This window comes from Pseudomonas sp. YuFO20 (assembly GCF_035064975.1).
Lineage (GTDB): Bacteria > Pseudomonadota > Gammaproteobacteria > Pseudomonadales > Pseudomonadaceae > Aquipseudomonas > Aquipseudomonas putida_AE.
In genome coordinates this window covers 58,293-76,894 of sequence record NZ_JAXDEO010000030.1, presented here as the reverse complement: position 1 = coordinate 76,894, position 18,602 = coordinate 58,293, and the positions used below count along the sequence as shown (strand labels likewise).

The window sequence follows — 18,602 nt, the reverse complement described above, 5'->3', positions numbered from 1 at the left end:
ACAGGAGCAACCCGTTGACCCTCGCCCTCGAACAGGCTGTGCATTTCGGCCCCTACCGGATCTACCCCGGACAACGTCTGGTGCTGGAATCCGACCGGCCCCTGCGCCTGGGCCGACGCGCCATGGACATCCTGTTGATCCTGCTGGAACACGCCGGCAAGGTGGTCAGCAAGCAACAGCTGATCGCTGAAGTCTGGCCCGACAGCGTGGTGGAAGAGATCAACCTGCGGGTGCACATGGCCGCCCTGCGCAAAGCCCTCGGCGACGGCCAGGCTGGCCAGCGCTACATCGTCACCGTGGCCCAGCGCGGCTACAGCTTTGTCGCGCCATGGTCGCTTGCGCCCATCGAACACCGTCCGCAAAATGACCTGGTTGAATCCAGCGGCCATAACCTGCCCCTGCGCCGCGCCCGCCTGATCGGCCGCCAGGTGCTGGTCGACAGGCTGGTGGCGCAACTGCCGCGCCAGCGCTTCATCACCCTGGTCGGCCCCGGCGGCATCGGCAAGACCAGCGTCGCCCTGCGCGTCGCCGAGCAACTGATCGGCCACTACCGCGACGGCATCCGCCTGCTGGACCTGACGCCGATCAACGACCCCTCGTTGATCACCGGCCATCTGGCGACATTGCTGGGGTTGTCCCTGCACGACAGCGAACCGCTGAGCACACTTGCCACGTTCCTGCGCGAGCGGCATATGCTGCTGGTCATCGACAACTGCGAACACCTGATCGACAGCGTGGCACTGCTCTGTGAAAGCCTGCTGGGTGGCGCGCCGCAGGTGCACATCCTCGCCACCAGCCGCGAGAGCCTGCGCGCCGAAGGCGAATTCGTCCAGCGCCTGGAGCCGCTGGATTGCCCCCCGCCCTTTGCCGTACAGGACCGCTCCCAGGCCCTGGGTTTTTCCGCACTACAGCTGTTTATCGAGCGGGCCATGGCCAACCAGGACAGCTTTGAGCTGAGCGAAGCCGAATTGCCGCTGGTCATCGAGATCTGCCGGCGCCTGGACGGCATTCCGCTGGCCCTGGAACTGGCGGCCGCGCAAGTCGCCAACCTTGGCCTGCGCGGTTTGCTGACGCAGTTGCAGGAAAGTTTTCGCCTGCTCGCCCACAGCGGCCAGACGACCCTGGGCCGGCATCAAACCCTGCGCACGACGCTGGACTGGAGCTTCAACCTGCTCACTGCCTGCGAACAGACCTGCCTGCGGCGCCTGGGCATCTTGCGCGGTGGCTTTACCCTGGAATCGGCCGCGGCGGTGATCGTGGGCGAACACATCGAACCGCGCGAGGTGTTTGGCTCGATCATGCAACTGGTGGCCAAGTCGCTGCTGATCGTGGACGTCGGTGACGAAGAGGTGTTCTACCGCCTGCTCGACACCACCCGCCGTTATGCCCTGGAAAAACTCGAACAGAGCACTGAACTGCCCGACACCCGCAAGCGCCACGCCGAACGATGCCTGGCCCTGATGCAGCAGGCGCAGGAGGACTGGGAACAGATCCCCACCGGTCTGTGGATCGAGCGTTATGCCCGCAGCCTGGAGGACATCCGCGCAGCGCTCGACTGGGGCCTGTCTGCATCAGGGCCGCAGGCGCTGGCGATCCGCCTGACCGCGACGTCCACGCCGCTGTGGCAGGAACTGTCGCTGCTCAACGAGTACGGCGGTTATGTGCGCAAGGCCCTGGCCCTGCTCGATGCCGCGCCCGAAGTCTGCCCACGGCTGCAAATGCTGCTGAAACTGGCCTTGGGCAGCACCTGTTACCACGCCCAGGGCGGCACCGCCGAAACCGTCGAGGCCTTCGTCAGCGCCCGGGCTTTGGCCGAACACTGCAAGGACGTAGCCGGACAACTGCGCGCCATCTCCGGGCACCTGGCGGTCAACCTCAGTTGCGGCCACTATCAAATGGCCCTGGAACAGAGCGAGCAATTCGATCGCCTGGGGTTGCATGGTGACCCGATGCTGTCCCTGAGCACCCACCGCCTGCGGGTCCTGGCCCTGCACTTTGCCGGCGATCAGCAGCGGGCCCGGATGAACGCCGAAGAGGTGATCCAGCGCATGGCCCACAGTGGCCATCTCAATCGCTTCACCCATGGATTTGGCGTGCAATACGACCAGAGCGTCGCCGCGCTGACCATCCTCGCCCGTATCCTCTGGATCCAGGGCCAACCGGAGCAAGCCTGGCGTACGGCTCGGCAGGCACTGGACATCGCGCTGCAGATCAACCACGGCACGTCCATCTGTTACACCCTGGCCCTGGCGGGCTGCCTGATCGCCCATTACAACGGCGACGCCCGAACCGCTCGCGAACTCTTGCACCTGCTGCTGGAACAGGCGCAGAAACACTCGGTGCTGCTGTTCCATACCTGGGCTCGACATTATGCGCAGGTTATCGACACTGCCCAGGCCGATGCGTCGCCGCGTCCCGCTGTGGGCCTGATCAAGGAACTCATGATCACCCTCGACAGCCGCCTGATTGATGACGACTTGCTGCAACGCGCGCAAACCGGTGCGGCGGGCTGGAGCACCGCGGAGATTCTACGTGCCAGGGCCGATGTGCTGCTGGCCGCTGATTGTCCGGTGCAAGACTGTGCCGCCGAGATCATATTGATCAAGGCGCTCAACGTGGCAAAAACCCAGGGCGCTCTGGCCTGGGAGCTGCGCAGCGCCACCTCGTTGGCGCGGCTTTGGCAGCGTCAGGGCCGCGACCGGCAGGCCCGGGAGCTGCTGTCGCCGATCCACCAGCGGTTTACCGAAGGCCATGCCACACCGGACCTGGCCACCGCGCAACGCCTACTCGGCGAGCTCCACAGCCACGAGTCGGCTTGATGGCCGGTGGGTGTGACTGACGTAGCCGGCGTAGCGCATTTCGAAGGTACGCAAGGCCCCGCTCTGTTCGAGTTTTTCCAGGGCATAACAACGGGTGGTATTGAGGAAACGGTAGCGCGTCACGCCGCGCAGTTGCTCCAGTGCCAGCAGCGATTTGAGCGCCAGGCTTTGCATCACGCTGCTCAGGCTGGACGGCGGCAGCGTCGCGCAACTGATCACGGCGATCGCCGCGTCGAGGGTGAACGCCGCTTTGAACACCGCCAGACGCTGCAACACGGTTTGCTCCATCGGGCTTAGCCGCTCATAGCTCCAGTCCAGGGCCGCCTTCAGCGTCTGGTGTCGCGGGACCGCCGTGCGCCGCCCCTGGGTCAGCAGCTGAAAACAGTTGTCCAGTTGCGCTTGCAGCCCCACCAGCGCCAGCGCATCGATCTGCGCCGCCGCCAACTCGATAGCCAATGGCAGCCCATCGAGTCGACGACAGATTTCGCGCACGACCTTGAGGTCCTGCTCGCGCAGGGCAAAGCCTTGCTGGCGGGCGCGGGCACGGCTGACGAACAACTGCACGGCCGAATAGCCCATGACCTCATCGACACAACGTAACGCCGACGTCGGTGGCACCAGTAGCGGCGGCAATGGCAAGAGTTCTTCGCCGGTGGCCAGCAGCGGCTCACGGCTGGTGACGAGAATCGACAGGCGCGGTGCCGAAATCAACAGCTGCTCGACCAGTGCACGGCAGCTTTCAAGCAGATGCTCGCAATTGTCGAGGACCAGCAACGCATGCCTCTGTTCCAGTGCGTCCAGGGTCGTACCAACGTCCAGTTGCAAGGTGCGCGTCACATAGTCGACCACCTGTGCCGGGTCGTCGATCATCGCCAGATCCACCCGCCACACGCCATCGCGAAAGTGCTGCAACAGCAATTCGGCGACACGCAGGGCAACGGTTGTCTTGCCGATGCCACAGGGCCCGACCAGGGTCATGCAACGGCGCGCTGGCAACTTGCGCACCAGACTGCCCACCACGGCATCGCGACCGATGACGGGTGTGAGTCGTGCCGGCAGGTTGTGGGGGGATGGTGCAAAGGCGTCGCTGGCCAAAGGCGTGAGTTCCAGCGCCTGGCGCACCGGCGCGACAAAGCTGTAGCCACGCTCGGGGATGTTGACGATGTAGCCGTGCCCGTCCTGCCCGTCACGAAAGGCCCGGCGCAGGGCGGCAATGTGCACGCGCAGGTTGATGTCCTCGACCACCGTTCTCGGCCAGACCCGGGCAATCAGATGGTCCTTGCTGACCACCGAGCCGGCATGCTCAACCAGCACCTGCAGGATATCCAGCGCCCGCCCGCCCAGGCGCAGCGGCTGATCACCCTGGCGAACCAGTCGCTGATTGACGTGGAAGGCGTAGGGGCCAAAGTGCAGCACCGTGTCGCTGATTACATTTCTGAGGCTGTTCATACGCTTTCACCCGCTGGAAACCTGCTCGGCACATGACAGGCTCCGTACCTTCCTTGCAATGAGTTCAGCGGTATCTTGGCAGGCCCCGGTGACGGTACAACCGCCATGGGGGGAGCGTCACGGCCAATAGGGTGCGCACAACGGACAAAACTATTAGTTGAACTGGTCGCGGTACTGGATTGGGGTCAGGCCGAGCTTTTCACTGAACAGGAAACGCATGTGCCGCACGCTGCCGAAGCCGTAATGCCATGTGGATAGCCGTCTGCTTTTGCTTTTAACGCCAAAGACTTTCAGACATTTACCACTTGGACGTAGGACTTTTCCCAAAAGCAATTAAGCAGTCCAAATAGCTGAGGCACCGAGAGCTTCACCGAGGGTATTCTCACCTAATAAAAATCGTGCAGACGCCAACTTTTTTTACAATTCAACTGTGTGTTATCGCATACCAAACAACCATACACCTTATCGAAACCCAGTCATTCCCGATCCGGCGAATCAGCCCAGTGCTCACCTCAAAATAAACTTTGAGCGCCAGTTCAAAACAATAAAAAAATGAAACCTTAAGGAAAATACCAACAAGGATTAAACAATGAAAATCGGACATCTAAATTGGTTAGTTAAGCCCGTGGGCTACCAATCGATAACAAAGCGCTGCCCTAACTGCGAAATTAGAAAATTATTTTATCCTTCAGGTTGCTTTCGCGTCAACGCACAGAAAAAGACGCTTGACGTATGGAATATCTACAAGTGCGAAAAATGTGACTATACGTGGAACATCGATATATTCTCCCGCATCAACACCAACAAACTCAATTCAGAACTGCACGAGCACTTCCTGCATAACAACCTCGATCAAGTTCGACGTTGCGCTTATGACTACTCTACCTTGAAGAAAAACAACGCCAAACTCGGTCCCACTCCGGAATTTTATCTTGAGGGCCCGGATCCCTATGCACTTAATAATGGAGCTACCGTCCGCATTGAAGTCCTTTTCGAGCACCCTATACCGGTACGTCTGATCAATTTGCTGACACGTAAGCTTTCGCTTTCCCGTAGTGAGGTGTTAAAGCTTCTAGAGCACAAAGTGCTGTTGGATATTACCTTGGACGAATTGAATAAAAAAATCAAACGACCGTTCTCATTTCTTCTAGATTTTAAGCGACTGATTGATCTTCACCCGCCAGCTTCAGATTCCTGACACACTCTTTAAACAGGCAAAGATTTAACAGAACGAGTAAAGTTGAAGCGAACCAGCACCGCAACTATCAATAGCAAGACAATAGTCGTTCCCATTACCGAAAACACGGCATTATCGAAAGCCAGTCGTGCATTCATGACCAGCGAATCACCAACCGCACCCGGCAACTGTTCGGCCATCAGTATCGCGCTATCGATACCATCTCGGGCCAGTTCTGCATCAATGGAGCTTTCAGGAATAAATAATGTTCGACTGTAAACAACCGACATCAAGCTGCCCATGATTGCAATACCCAACCCCCCTCCCAATTCATATGATATTTCTTCGATTGAGGCTGCCATTCCGGCACGCTCGGGCGGTGCGGCGGACATAATCGTATTTGATGCAGCCGTCATACTGGCTCCAACACAAGCCCCTAGCAGAAATAAACAAGATACTTGCAGGTACATGGAGTAGGAGAAGCTGAACATGAACAGGGCAATGCCCGCAGCGTACACAGTCAGCACACACGACAGAAAACGGTCGCTCCTGAAGCGCGGCAGAAGCCAACCACACAACGGACTGCCAACAATGGCGCCTAAAGACAAAGGCAAGAAGTAAAGCCCGGTCTGCAACGGAGAAAGCTCCAGAACCAGTTGCAATCGTTGACTAAGGACCAGGTTGATACCCATCAGACACCCGGCTACCACCAACCCGGCCAGAACCGCAGAGGAAAACGCAGGGTTACGAAAAACCTGCATATCAACCAATGGAAATTCGCTGTTGCGTTGGCGACGGGCGAACAGCAGGGCAAAGGAAATGCAGATCAGCAATGCCAGAATGACATCCGCATAGGAAGGCATCTGCTTGGCAAATTCCTTGATCGCATACGCGAGACTTATCAACACCACCGTGATTTGTAATGAAGCAACCAAGTCCCAAGGTTGAGCAGAATCGTTCTTGATATTTTTGATCAGCAATCCCGACAACAAACATGCTACCAACACAATCGGAACGTTGATCAGAAACACCGAGCCCCACCAGAAGTACTCAAGCAGTGCCCCGCCCATCAAAGGACCAGCAGCAGCACCTCCGGAGGCAACTGCTGCCCAAATGCCAATGGCAATAGAGCGTTCATCTTCATCTTCAAAAGACAAACTGATGATTGCAAGTGTCGCCGGCATCATGGCTGCCGCCCCGACACCCAAAAGTCCACGAGCAAGAATCAAAACAGCGGAAGTTGGTGAGAATGCCGCCAGTAGTGACGCCGCGCCGAAAATGAGCAGGCCAATGATAAAGATTCGTTTGTGCCCGATCCGATCCCCAAGCGTGCCAGCCCCTAACAAAAGGCCTGCAACCACCAATGGATACATATTTACGATCCAAAGCTTTTCTGAGGTAGAAGCCCGCAGCTCATGGGTTAAAGTGGGCAGCGCGATATATAAAACCGTCATATCAATCGCCACCAGAAGAAGTGCAATCGAAACAACAGCCAATACAAGCCATCTATATTTATCTACATGCATCTTCGCCCCCACCTAACTTGCTACTTTTAGTGCTTGCGGTAATAACAGCGGCCTCACAACCCCAACAACCTAACCACAAGCCCGATACACAATCAACAGGCACAACGCAAAACTCGAGCAAGAAAGTCAAAAGAAGAACACGCTGTAGGAATTATCTCTGCACTTCCACAAACACCTCACATGAAACACATTTCCTTTCGACTTTACACACAACTTCTTTCAGAACATGCGCCTGCCCCTCAGGATAAGACCCATCGAAAAAGGAGAAGATCAGTAGATATTACGGATCAGGAAATCCGTCTATTAGTGTTCGAAAATTGTAACGGCCAGAGGACACTAGCTGAACTGCTCACGGTACTGGATCGGGGTCAGGCCGAGCTTTTCACTGAACAGGAAACGCATGTGCCGCACGCTGCCGAAGCCACTTTTGAACGCCACGGTCTTGAGCGGCAGGTCAGCGGTTTCCAGCAGGTTCCTGGCGCGGTCGATGCGGGCGCTTTGCAGGAACTCCATGGGGGTCATGTTCACTTCCCGGGCGAAGACCCTGGCGAAGTGGCGCGGGCTCATGTTGGCCAGGCTCGCCATGCGTTCGATGCTGAAGGCTTCGTCCAAGTGTTCGAGCACATGGTTCTGCACCCGGGTGATCGGCGTTTCATGGGGGGCCACCGCCGCCATCAACGGGCTGAACTGCGCCTGGCCGCCCTGGCGTTTCATGACCACCAACAACACCTTGGCCACGTCCTGGGCGACTTTCTTGCCATGGTCGGCGGCGACCACGGCCAGCGCCAGGTCAATGCCGGCAGTGACGCCGCCGGAGGTGATGAGGTTGCGGTCCTGGACGTAGATCTGGTCGGTTTCGACCGTCGCCTTGGGGAAAGCCTTGATCATCCGTTCGGTGTAGTGCCAGTGGGTGGTCACGCGATAGCCGTCGAGCAAACCGGCGTGCCCCAGCACGAACGCCCCGGTGCAGATCGAGCCAAAGGTCTGCGATCGACTGACATTGCGCTTGAGCCACTCGAGCAAGGGCGGATGTTTTTCGTTGTAGGCACCGGGGCCGCCTGGCACCAGCAGCAGATCAAAGCCGTCGCAGGCCTGCTCGACCGGCATGTCCGCCTGCACCCTCACGCCATTGGACGCCCGCAGTGCGCCGGGCTCGGTGCCAAGGGTCGTCAGCACATAGTGGTCGTCGGGCTTGAGATAACGATTGGCGATGGAAAACACCTCCATCGGCCCGGCCATGTCGAGCAGGAGAAAGTCGGGGAACAGCACCATTGCCACGGTTTTCATGGGTTCAATCACTGAAATCAAGGAAGGTCTTTGTGCCGAACACCGAACCTGTGGGAGCGGGCTTGCTCGCGAAGGCGGTGTGTCAGTCACCAAATTTGTTGAATGTAACACCGCATTCGCGAGCAAGCCCGCTCCCACAGGGGTACTGCGTCCGTAGGTACACAGCTGTCAACCTGAAAGAGACAGTATTTCAGTTTTCATCTACTTATTGCACCAATGGATTAACATTAACCTTCTCCTCACTCGGACGAATCAACGTCCCAAAAGGAGATTTCATCATGCTGACCCTACGCAAAGCATCGGATCGTGGCCTGGCCAATCACGGCTGGCTGAAGTCGTTCCATACCTTTTCCTTCGCCAGCTATCGCAACCCGAAAGAACAGGGTTTTTCCGATCTGCTGGTGATCAACGATGACCGCGTGGCTGCCGGCAAAGGCTTCGGCCAGCACCCGCACCGCGACATGGAGATTTTCTCCTATGTGCTCGAAGGCGCGCTGGAACACAAGGACACCCTGGGCACCGGCTCGGTGATCCGTCCCGGCGATGTGCAGTTGATGAGCGCCGGCAGTGGCGTGGCGCACAGCGAGTACAACCACTCGGATTCGCGGCCCGTGCACTTTCTGCAAATCTGGATCGTGCCGGACGTTAGCGGTGCCAAGCCACGCTATCAGCAGGAGCATTTCAGCACCCAGAAGAAACGCGGTCGCCTGCAATTGATCATCTCCCCCGACGGCGCCCAGGGTTCACTGACGGTGCGCCAGGATGCGCGGGTGTATGCCGGCCTGATCGATGGCAAGGAAAGTGCCACTGTGGAACTGACTGCCAATCGTTATGCCTATGTCCATGTGGCTCGTGGTCGCGTTGAGCTGAACGGTGTAGCACTGCAGGAAGGCGACGGCGTGCGGGTTCGCGAGGAACAGTTGCTGAGCTTGAGCAATGGGGTGGATGCCGAGGTGCTGGTGTTCGATCTGCGTGCGAATGAGTTGCCAGAAATGCCATAACCCTGTGTGCGAGCCTGCTCGCGAAGAACGGAAGGACAACGCGGTTTTCCAGGGAGCACGCGTTATCGTTAACGTCCATCGCGAGCAGGCTCGCTCCCACAAAAGGCTTCGACAATTTCCTCAATCACCACCCGGACCCTCGCCGTATGCCGAAGGTCCGCGTGGGTCACCAGCCACACGTCATAGGGCAACGGCCGAGTACGCTCCGGCCACAGCCGGACCAGTCCATCCCTCTCCCCCACGTACACCGGAATTTCCCCGATCCCGATCCCCTCGGCAATGGATCGCCGCACCAGCAGGCTGGAACTCAGGCTTGCAACAATCCGCCCGCGCCCCACAGGTTCACTGACCAGGGTCATGTCCTTGCCGCTCTGCAGATACGGCTGATACACCACCAGATCATGCCCCTCGAACGCCGATCCCGGCTCGGGCACACCGTGGGCATTGACATAGGCTTGCGAGGCGAATAGGCCCACCGGCCAACGGGCGATTCGCCGCGCGATGAGGTCCGGGTTGTCCGGCCGGGTATTACGCACGGCGATGTCGGCTTCGCGTTTGGCCAGGCTGAGGATTTGCGTCGAGGCGTCCAGTTGCACCCGCACGTCGGGGTGACGTTGATGCAGTCGAGCGACGGCCGGGATCAGGAAGTCGATGGCCATGGAGTCGGTGGTAGTGACCCGCACGGTGCCCGTCAGCCGGTCGTCGAGGCCCTGGATGCGGCGCTCCAGTTCCAGCGCCGAGTGCTCCATTTTCTCGATGGCGCGCATCGCCGCTTCGCCGACCGCGGTCAACGCATAACCTTCGGAGGTACGCAGGAACAGCGTCGCTCCCAATGACTTTTCCAGCGACGTGATGCGCCGGCCCACCGTAGCCTGGTCGACACCCAATACTCGCGCGGCGCCACGCAGCGTGGATTCGCGGCAGACCGCGAGAAATACCCGTGCGTCATCCCAGTTCATGGAGCTCTCCATCTGATGCATTTGCGCATCACGATAACGCGAAATCGCTGCGCTGGTGCATCACTAAACCTGGTTAAGCTGATCACCAGTGAAAAACTTGCAGGAGAGCACCCATGCTCAGCCCCCTGAACACCCCACGCAACGCATTCTGGCTACCGATTTTTGCCGGCCTGTGCGCCAGCCTGGTCAGCATTGGCCTGGCGCGCTTTGCCTATACGCCGTTGATTCCCTCGCTGATCCAGGCCCATTGGTTTTCCGCCAGCGACGTGGTGTACCTCGGCGCCGCCAACCTGGTGGGCTACCTGATCGGTGCACTGATCGGCCACCCGTTGGCGCGTCACACATCCAACAAAACTGCGCTGCGGCTGATGATGCTGGCGGTCACCCTGTCGTTCTTCGCCTGTGCCTTTCCCTTGTCGGTGAGCTGGTTTTTCGGCTGGCGTTTGCTCTCGGGCGTCGCCGGTGGCGCGATCATGGTGCTGGTGGCGTCGACGGTGTTGCCGCATGTGCCGGCCTCGCGCAAAGGGCTGGCCAGTGGCGCGATCTTTCTCGGCATCGGGCTGGGCATTGCCGGGTCGGGGACGATCGTCCCGCCGCTGCTGAGCTTGGGCCTGCAGCAAACCTGGTTGGGACTCGGCTTGCTGGCACTGATATTGACTGCTATCAGCTGGTTTGGCTGGCCGTCGGCTGCGCCCCAGGCAACGATGACAGCGACGGCCGATGCCGTGTCGACCCGCACCCAGCCGGCCGTCTACCTGCTGTTTGCCCAATACGCACTCATGGCGGCGGGGCTGGTGCCAGCCATGGTATTCCTGGTGGACTACGTGGCCCGCGGCCTCGGTGCCGGGCCACAGGTCGGGGCGCTTATCTGGGTGATGTACGGCCTCGGCGCGATTGTCGGGCCGGTGAGCTATGGTTTTCTCGCGGATCAACTGGGGGCGAAGCCGAGTATTCGTCTGGTGCTGGTGGTGCAGGCGATTGCCGTGGCGCTGCTGTCGATCTCCAGCTCTTTCGCGGCATTGGCGCTGCTGGCAGTGATCCTCGGTTCGTTCCCTCCGGGCATCGTGCCGCTGGCACTGGCGCGGGTTCACGAATTGGTCCCCGGGCATCATCAGCAACAGGTGGTGTGGAGTCGCGCCACCGTATCGTTTGCCACCTTCCAGGCCATTTCCGGGTTCGCTTATTCCGCCCTGTTCAATGCCAGCGGCGGCCATCATGGGCTGATGTTCGTGATTGCTGCCGGGGCGATTGTTTTGGCGTTGTTGCTGGAGTTGGCGGTGCGTTTATCGAGTCGGCCTGACTCTCTTGTTCAGGTCAGTTGCCCATGAAGATCAAAAGATCGCAGCCTGCGGCAGCTCTTACAAGGGGCCTGCATTCCCATGTAGGAGCTGCCAAAGGCTGCGATCTTTTGATTCTCCGCGCGAAAGCGCGGTCTCATTTAACGGACACTTTGCCCACAGGTATATGAAATGAATTTGCCCAAAGACATGACCCTGATCGAAATCACCCAACCCGGTGGCCCTGAAGTCCTGCAACCGCGCCAGGTGCCCTTGCCCACTGCAGGCGTCGGTGAAGTGCTGATCCGCGTGCATGCTGCCGGGGTCAATCGCCCCGACGTTCTTCAACGTGCCGGCAAGTACCCGATGAAACCCGGCATGAACCCAAACCCAGGTTTGGAAGTGGCCGGCGAAGTGGTCGCCGTTGGCGCAGATGTCAGCGAGTTTATCGTCGGCGACAAGGTCTGTGCGCTGACCAATGGCGGCGGTTATGCGCAGTATTGCGCGGTCCCGGCCAGCCAGGCGCTGCCGATCCCCGAAGGCATGGACTGGGTGCAAGCGGCGGCGGTCCCGGAAACCTTCTTCACGGTGTGGGCCAATCTGTTCGACATGGGCGGCGCCAGCAAAGGCCAGCGCGCGCTGATTCACGGTGGCACCAGTGGCATCGGCACCACCGCCTTGATGTTATGCCGCGAGTTCGGCGTCAAGGCATTTGCCACGGCGGGCAGTGAGGAGAAATGTGTGGCGATCCGCCAATTGGGCGCCGAAGCGATCAACTATCGCGATCAGGACTTCGTCCAGGTCATCCAGGAAAAAACCGCCGGCAAGGGCGTCAATGTCATCCTCGACATCATGGGCGCTTCGTACCTGAACCAGAATATCGCGGCATTGGGAATGGAAGGTCGACTGGTGATGCTGGGTTTCCTCGGCGGTGCCGTCGGCAAGGATGTCGACCTGCTGGCGATCATGAGCAAGCGCGCGACAGTCACCGGCTCGCTGCTGCGCCCGCGTACCCGGGAAGAAAAAGCCTCGATTGCCGAACAATTGCGCGAATACGTATGGCCGGTGCTGGCGGCCGGGCGTTGCCTGCCGATGATCGACAAGGTGTATGCGCTCACCGAGGCCTCCCAGGCCCATGCGCGAATGGAAGCTGGCGATCACATCGGCAAAATCGTGCTGCGCGTCGACTGAATTTGTGCAACACCCTAAATCCCTGTGGGAGCAAGCCCCCTCCCACAAGGGTGAACGACCGTCGCATTTTTCCCCACCCCTCGCGCGCATCTGTTAAAACGCGGTCTTCATGTCCCTACCGGTGAACCACCCAATGCCCTCAGCCCTGCTCACCCGTCTACGCCTGCGCTGGCTGCCGCTGCTGTGCATGGCCGCGCTGGTCGTCGGCTTGCCCGTGGGTTGCGGCGCACTCAAGTACAAAGAGCGAGTTGCTGTTCCGCATCGAGCCGGGCACGGCCGGCTGGTATCGCGGCCTGCCGCAGGATGTGCAGGAATTCGACATCAAGCCTGCCAGTTTCAAGGCCGGGCAAAACCTGCATGCCTGGTGGTGGCCGGCCGCGCGCCGTGACGCGCCGTCGATCCTCTACCTGCATGGCGTACGCTGGAACCTGACCGGCCAGGCCTTTCGCATCGAGCAGTTGCGCGCCATGGGCTATTCGGTGCTGGCGATCGACTACCGCGGCTTTGGCCAGAGCAAGGGTGACTTGCCGTCGGAGGCCAGCGTTTACGAAGATGCCCGCGCTGCCTGGGATCGTTTCAGCACGATGCAACCGGACCCCGGCAAGCGCCTGATCTACGGCCACTCCCTGGGTGGCGCGGTGGCCATCGACCTGGCCGCAGACTTGGCCGCGCAAGCGAAAAAGCAGCATGGCGCCGTTCCGGTGCGCGGCCTGGTGATCGAATCTACCTTCACTTCCCTGGGCGATGCCGTGGCGGAAGTGGCCGACAACAACCTGCCGGTGAACTGGCTGCCGGTGCGCTGGTTGCTGTCGCAGAAGTTCGACTCCATCGACAAGATCGTCGACATTCACATGCCGTTGCTGGTGGTCCATGGCCTGGCCGACCGGTTCATGCCTTCGAGGTTCAGTGAGCAACTGTTCAATGCCGCCAACGAACCCAAGCGTCTGTTGCTGATCCCCGGCGGCACCCACAACAACAGCATGAGCCTGGGCGGCAGCCAGTATCGTCAGGCGCTGGAAGGCTTGATGAAGGCCAAACCGCAGATCGCCGGGCCGATGGTCTCGCGTAACGCCCAGGACTCCTGAGGGTTATCGATAGCCCCGTGCCTGCAGGTCGAACAGCTGCGCATAACGCCCGCCCGCCGTGACCAGCGTGTCGTGATCGCCACGTTCCAGAATCGAGCCCTGATCCAGCACGATGATGTGATCGGCGTTGCGCACGCTGGAAAAACGGTGGGAGATCAGCAGGGTCATGCGGCCCTGGGTGTGCTGGCTGAAATGCTCGAACACCGCCGCTTCCGCCGCCGGGTCGAGTGCCGAGGTCGGCTCGTCGAGGATCAGGATATCGGCATCGCGGCGCATGTAGGCGCGCGACAGCGCGATTTTCTGCCACTGCCCGCCCGACAGCTCCAGCCCACCGGCAAACCAGCGCCCCAGTTGCGTGGCGTAACCGCGATCGAGCCGCTCGATGAACGGCGCGGCCATGCCTTCGGCGGCGGCTTGCTGCCAGCGCTGCTCGTCCTGGAACGCCAGGGTGTCGCCCACACCGATGTTCTCGCCGACGGAAAACTGGTAGCGAATGTAGTCCTGGAAGATCACCCCGATGCGCCGGCGTAGCGCATTTTCCTCCCAAGCCTGCAAGTCGCTGCCGTCCAGCAGGATGCGTCCTTGATCGGGACGGTAGAGCCGGGTCAAGAGTTTGATCAGCGTGGTCTTGCCCGAACCGTTCTCGCCCACCAGCGCCACACTGTGCCCCGGTACCAGGTGCAGGTCGATACCCGCCAGCGCGTCGCGACTGGCACCCGGGTAACGAAAGCCGACGTTCTCGAACCGCAGGCCATCGCCAGGCACCGCGCCCACCGTGAGATGGCCCGTGGCCGCGACCACGGGCTCGGCCAGGTATTCATAGAGGCTCGACAGGTAGAGGCCATCCTCGTACAGGCCGCTGATGGCGCTCAGGCTGCTGCTCACTGCCGACTGTCCCTGCTTGAACAACACCAGGTACATGGTCATCTGGCCGAGGCTGATGTTGCCGTGCACGGCATCGACCACCACCCAGGCGTAGGCCAGGTAGAACGCCGCGGTGCCCAGCAGGCCGAGGACAAATCCCCAGCCATCGCGACGCAGGGTCAGCCGCCGGTCCTCGGCATAGAGCCTGGCAAAGGTGTCGCGGTAACGCTGTAACAGCAGCGGCGCGAAACCGAACAGCTTGACCTCCTTGATGTAGCCCTCATGGGACAGCAACGTCTCGATGTAGGTCTGCTGCCGGCTCTCCGGCGCACGGCGGGTAAACAGGCGAAAGGCATCGCCGGAAAAATGCGCCTCGGCAAAAAACACTGGCAACGCGCCGACCACCAGCAACACCAGCGCCCAGGGCGAAAAATGCACCAGCAACACCCCGAAGCTGATCAGCACGATCAGGTTCTGGATCAGCCCCAGCGACTTCATCACCAACGCCAACGGCCGGGTCGAGGCTTCGCGCCGAACCCGCACCAGCTTGTCGTAGAACTCGGAATTCTCGAACTGCACCAGCGATAACGTCTGGGCCTTTTCCAGAATCATCGTGTTGACCTTCTGCCCCAGCTGCACCCGCAACAGCGACTGCTGCACCGACAGCGCACGCTGGGCACCCGACAGCAAGGCCAGCACTCCCGCCTCCATCAGCACATAACGCACCACCGGCCACAAAGGCGCACTGCCTTGCTGCGCATGCAATTGCATGGCAAAGACAACGGCATCGACAATGCGCTGGCCCAGCCATGCCGCTAAAGCCGGAAGCACACCGGCAATGAGGGTCGCCACCACCAGCCCCAGAAACAATGCGCGCGAGGTGCCCCAGACCAGCAGCAAGGCACGACGGGACTGGTCGAGCAGCGAGGTGAATCGGGAAAGGAAAACTGACATAATGGAAAGGTTAGAAATCGCCTAATATTGAACATTCAGAATTGTTTAAGGTGGAGAAAAATATAGCTCAGCCTCGAATACACATAGTGTGATTACGACTTCCTCCAAGCGGTAAAAATATGCACCTTTCCAACACCAGTAGACCTCCCCTTTGATCGCTTCGGATAATCATATCTCACCGATACTCCAGGGGTCTCTGCAGCGAACAGCGCCGTCGCAATTGCAGCAGGTTTCGTTCCAAGGGGAGCTATTTCGAACGATGTATTGCTAGGCCTGTTATGGTACAACATTGAAATAATCTCATAACATGAGAATGGGTTATTGGCCCCAGCATATAGAACTTCATCTATTTGCTCATCTTGCAGAACCGTAGCGTTTTGCATTAATGCATGTGTCTCCCACTCCGTATTAAATGGAGGAATACCAAATACGACATTTATTTTTTTTGAAATTTCCGGCTCCGTATCCGCAATTAAATTTTGAAGCCTGGCGCCTTCAAAACCAACAAAAGCAGTAACACTACCTATATTGTTCGGATTTGTATGAAGATGAATGAAACCAGGAATCGGAAAACAATCAGCAGCATAGCCATCGCTCAACTTAAAATCATGCCGACTTTCCGACTTTGAGATTGAATTATATGTTAACGGCTCCGCATAAAGAAAATTGAATTTTATATCGCCAACGCCGCAACCAAGATAACTTTTAATAATTAAAAGCAAATCTGGAAAATCCAAAGTCGTCGCATCAAAAAGTATATTTTCAGCGGGAAAAGTTAGCGCAATTCGTTCAATCTGATTGGCCCGCCACTCCTCTTCCCCAATGATTATTTTATATTCATCCGGAACATACTTCACATCCAGAACTAGCTTACTAGAAGCTTTTGCAGCTAAAAGACAATGCGCCCCCCTATCATCAACAACCTCGCCAACAAAAGCGACGTCATATATGGGCTTTGAATAAGTGCCATCGTAACCTGCTGAAACCCAACTAAAGCTCATCATAGTTAAAACAACTTTAGGTTCATACCAGCATCTGTATCAGCTGGATCTTCCCACTTATCAACATAGCTTTTAAGCAAAGCTTTGAATTGCTCCCCCGACCCAACATACAATGTATTTACTTCACTAGCCGAAAGAGAAAGCTTACGCTTCTTTCTATAACTTATACCAAAATAAGGAGCAAATATGGGATTAGGGACATAGTCATTTTGCATGATATCGTAATCACTCTTATTTTTTGTATCAGATGTTTCGTACAAGACTGACCACATTAAGCCATCCTTGATTAATGACTCGACCTTTGGATCTAACGCGACGCGCTGACTATCATTAATTGAAAAATGATTTACTTCTGGTTCACTTTGCCCAGGACGGCGTTGAGACGATTCAAATATCGCGCCCAACCTCATAATCATACTATGCAGCTTCTTGCCATTAGTTCCAGCTCGCTCGACTTCGTCTAAGAGCTTAGTACTTACGGAGAATGCAGCAGAAGCTTGAGTTTTTGGACTCACAACTAAATCGGTAGAATCCGATATTTCTCCATTCGCACTCGCCTCAAGTAGAGCTTTATGACAGAGCTCTTGAAAATATCTCAAGTTTGGATTAGACAACCCACAAAACCTACCAAATCCGGCATATAACAAACAATCTTTTTGCGGAAGACCTTTATAAAGGAAGAGCAAAGATCCAAAAAGCGTATTTTCGACCCAGCCGCCGGATTTGGTAAAAGAATCTCTTCCTTTAACACCCTTCAACTTAGACTCATTAAGCTCAGCAATTACAACATCGGTCGAAGTAGAGTCTCGACTTAATATGCTAGCTGCAACCACCGAAACTTCCGGATCAACCCCGTCAAAAAACAATGAAACCGGCACATCGAGCGCACCTCTTTTAACCAAAGCTTTTTTTATAGTAGAACTTAATCTTCTACGCAATGCTTCATCAGCAACCGCAAGCGTTGCAATTTCTTTTACAGTTAGCTGCGGCAGTATCCTACGTGCCTTTTCCAGCACTGCAGTTCTATAACCCCGCGTACTCCGCTCTCCAATGTAATCCGGATCAAACAAAAACTCTTTATTAAAATGCTCCAGCTCAAGTTCATAACCTTCATTTTTCAAACGCAGCAACATGAGCTCGGCAGCAAGCAAATCAAAGTTACTATCATTTGAGGCGAGCTCAACCTCTATGTTTATTGTTCTGTAGTCATGTGGTTCAATTAACTGCTCATTAGTGCTAGTAAGAAATTCAGAAATCGCGTGAGAGCGGACAGAGAAATTTATGCAATACTGACTATCTGGCTGCTTTACATAGTCATTTATTATGAGCTGCTGACTGAGCTGTAAATTTTCGAATTCATCCACAAAAACTCTAAAGAACGAATCGTTTAGCCGCGCATCTGCAGAAGACACAGCCTTCACAAAACTCTTAAGAATTGGTTTGAAATTAAACATTACAGGACGATCTAAACTTGGGTTCTGTACCCACAATTCAAATTCAGCCAGCTTCTCATCTACAAACGACTCTACATCTAAAAAAGTTTCAATATTGCTCCCCAGATAACGTTTCGCTGAAACGGGTATCTCGATTGATCGAACATCTAAAGAGCCGGACGCTAAAGGAGCCTTGGAAATACTATCTAAGCTCCTGACAAACTCCCCTAAAACCGACAAAGAAAAATAATATGAGAAAGCGATATCTGCGTCATCAGCCAACCACGAACCAGTAATCAACTTACAAAATCGAATATCAGGCTTCCAGTAAAGACCTATAAACTTTAATGATTGATCAAGGATGCATTTTCTATTGGGACTAAAAACACTTGAATGGCATAGGTAACGCATGAGCATTGTTTTACCACACCCCCTCCCCCCTTCAATTTTGACGGCTTTTTTTTCTTTAAATATACTTAATGATGAAAAGAAATGAGGGACGATAAATTGCCCCCAGACATCATCTGGCAGCAACTCTGCGCGATTTTTAAGAAACGCATCAGCTATATTCTTTTCCAT

At 56.9% G+C, this 18,602-nt stretch carries 12 protein-coding genes and 1 pseudogene; 6 read left to right on the top strand and 7 right to left on the bottom strand.

The window, feature by feature from the left end; all coding sequences use genetic code 11:
* Nucleotides 1-14 precede the first annotated feature (14 nt).
* Nucleotides 15-2,819 (top strand): ATP-binding protein, encoded by a 2,805-nt coding sequence (locus SOP85_RS18100; protein ID WP_323627754.1) that lies wholly within the window; start codon nucleotides 15-17, stop codon nucleotides 2,817-2,819.
* Here SOP85_RS18100 and SOP85_RS18095 read toward each other — a convergent pair.
* Nucleotides 2,784-4,268, bottom strand: coding sequence for an ATP-binding protein (locus SOP85_RS18095; RefSeq protein ID WP_323627753.1), 1,485 nt, complete (start codon nucleotides 4,266-4,268; stop codon nucleotides 2,784-2,786). The two genes, SOP85_RS18100 and SOP85_RS18095, sit on opposite strands and share 36 nt — an antisense overlap.
* Nucleotides 4,269-4,857: 589 nt before the next feature.
* On the opposite strand from SOP85_RS18095, the gene SOP85_RS18090 reads away from it, so the two are divergent.
* Entirely contained in the window at nucleotides 4,858-5,466 is a 609-nt protein-coding gene (locus tag SOP85_RS18090) for a DUF1062 domain-containing protein (RefSeq protein ID WP_323608231.1), read from the top strand.
* An 8-nt stretch (nucleotides 5,467-5,474) separates the two neighbouring features.
* On the opposite strand, the gene SOP85_RS18085 is transcribed toward SOP85_RS18090, so the two are convergent.
* Both SOP85_RS18085 and SOP85_RS18080 read right to left on the bottom strand, forming a co-directional pair.
* On the bottom strand, nucleotides 5,475-6,971 hold the full coding sequence (locus SOP85_RS18085) for an MFS transporter (protein ID WP_323627752.1): 1,497 nt from the start codon (nucleotides 6,969-6,971) through the stop codon (nucleotides 5,475-5,477).
* Nucleotides 6,972-7,307: 336 nt separating this feature from the next.
* Nucleotides 7,308-8,258: a GlxA family transcriptional regulator gene (locus SOP85_RS18080; RefSeq protein WP_323627751.1), complete on the bottom strand. Its 951-nt coding sequence runs from the start codon at nucleotides 8,256-8,258 to the stop codon at nucleotides 7,308-7,310.
* 278 nt (nucleotides 8,259-8,536) lie between these two features.
* Here SOP85_RS18080 and SOP85_RS18075 point away from each other — a divergent pair, with 278 nt between their 5' ends.
* Entirely contained in the window at nucleotides 8,537-9,259 is a 723-nt protein-coding gene (locus SOP85_RS18075; RefSeq protein WP_323627750.1) for a pirin family protein, read from the top strand.
* Between the two features lie 68 nt (nucleotides 9,260-9,327).
* On the opposite strand, the gene SOP85_RS18070 is transcribed toward SOP85_RS18075, so the two are convergent.
* Nucleotides 9,328-10,218: a LysR family transcriptional regulator gene (locus tag SOP85_RS18070; RefSeq protein ID WP_323627749.1), complete on the bottom strand. Its 891-nt coding sequence runs from the start codon at nucleotides 10,216-10,218 to the stop codon at nucleotides 9,328-9,330.
* A 113-nt stretch (nucleotides 10,219-10,331) separates the two neighbouring features.
* Between SOP85_RS18070 and SOP85_RS18065 the strand changes: the two genes are divergently transcribed.
* The 3 genes and pseudogenes from SOP85_RS18065 to SOP85_RS18055 all read left to right on the top strand — a co-directional run bounded on the left by SOP85_RS18065 (nucleotide 10,332) and on the right by SOP85_RS18055 (nucleotide 13,771).
* Nucleotides 10,332-11,546: a YbfB/YjiJ family MFS transporter gene (locus tag SOP85_RS18065; RefSeq protein ID WP_323627748.1), complete on the top strand. Its 1,215-nt coding sequence runs from the start codon at nucleotides 10,332-10,334 to the stop codon at nucleotides 11,544-11,546.
* A 141-nt stretch (nucleotides 11,547-11,687) separates the two neighbouring features.
* Nucleotides 11,688-12,686, top strand: coding sequence for an NAD(P)H-quinone oxidoreductase (locus tag SOP85_RS18060; RefSeq protein ID WP_274076645.1), 999 nt, complete (start codon nucleotides 11,688-11,690; stop codon nucleotides 12,684-12,686).
* Between the two features lie 133 nt (nucleotides 12,687-12,819).
* Nucleotides 12,820-13,771, top strand: a pseudogene (locus SOP85_RS18055) (alpha/beta hydrolase).
* Between the two features lie 3 nt (nucleotides 13,772-13,774).
* On the opposite strand, the gene SOP85_RS18050 reads toward SOP85_RS18055, so the two are convergent.
* From SOP85_RS18050 to SOP85_RS18040, 3 genes are all read right to left on the bottom strand, one after another.
* Nucleotides 13,775-15,589, bottom strand: coding sequence for an ABC transporter ATP-binding protein (locus SOP85_RS18050; RefSeq protein ID WP_323627747.1), 1,815 nt, complete (start codon nucleotides 15,587-15,589; stop codon nucleotides 13,775-13,777).
* Nucleotides 15,590-15,681: 92 nt separating this feature from the next.
* The gene (locus SOP85_RS18045; protein WP_323627746.1) at nucleotides 15,682-16,593 is read right to left on the bottom strand and encodes a hypothetical protein; all 912 of its coding nucleotides are present in this window, start codon (nucleotides 16,591-16,593) and stop codon (nucleotides 15,682-15,684) included.
* A 2-nt stretch (nucleotides 16,594-16,595) separates the two neighbouring features.
* Entirely contained in the window at nucleotides 16,596-18,602 is a 2,007-nt protein-coding gene (locus SOP85_RS18040) for an ORC-CDC6 family AAA ATPase (RefSeq protein WP_323627745.1), read from the bottom strand.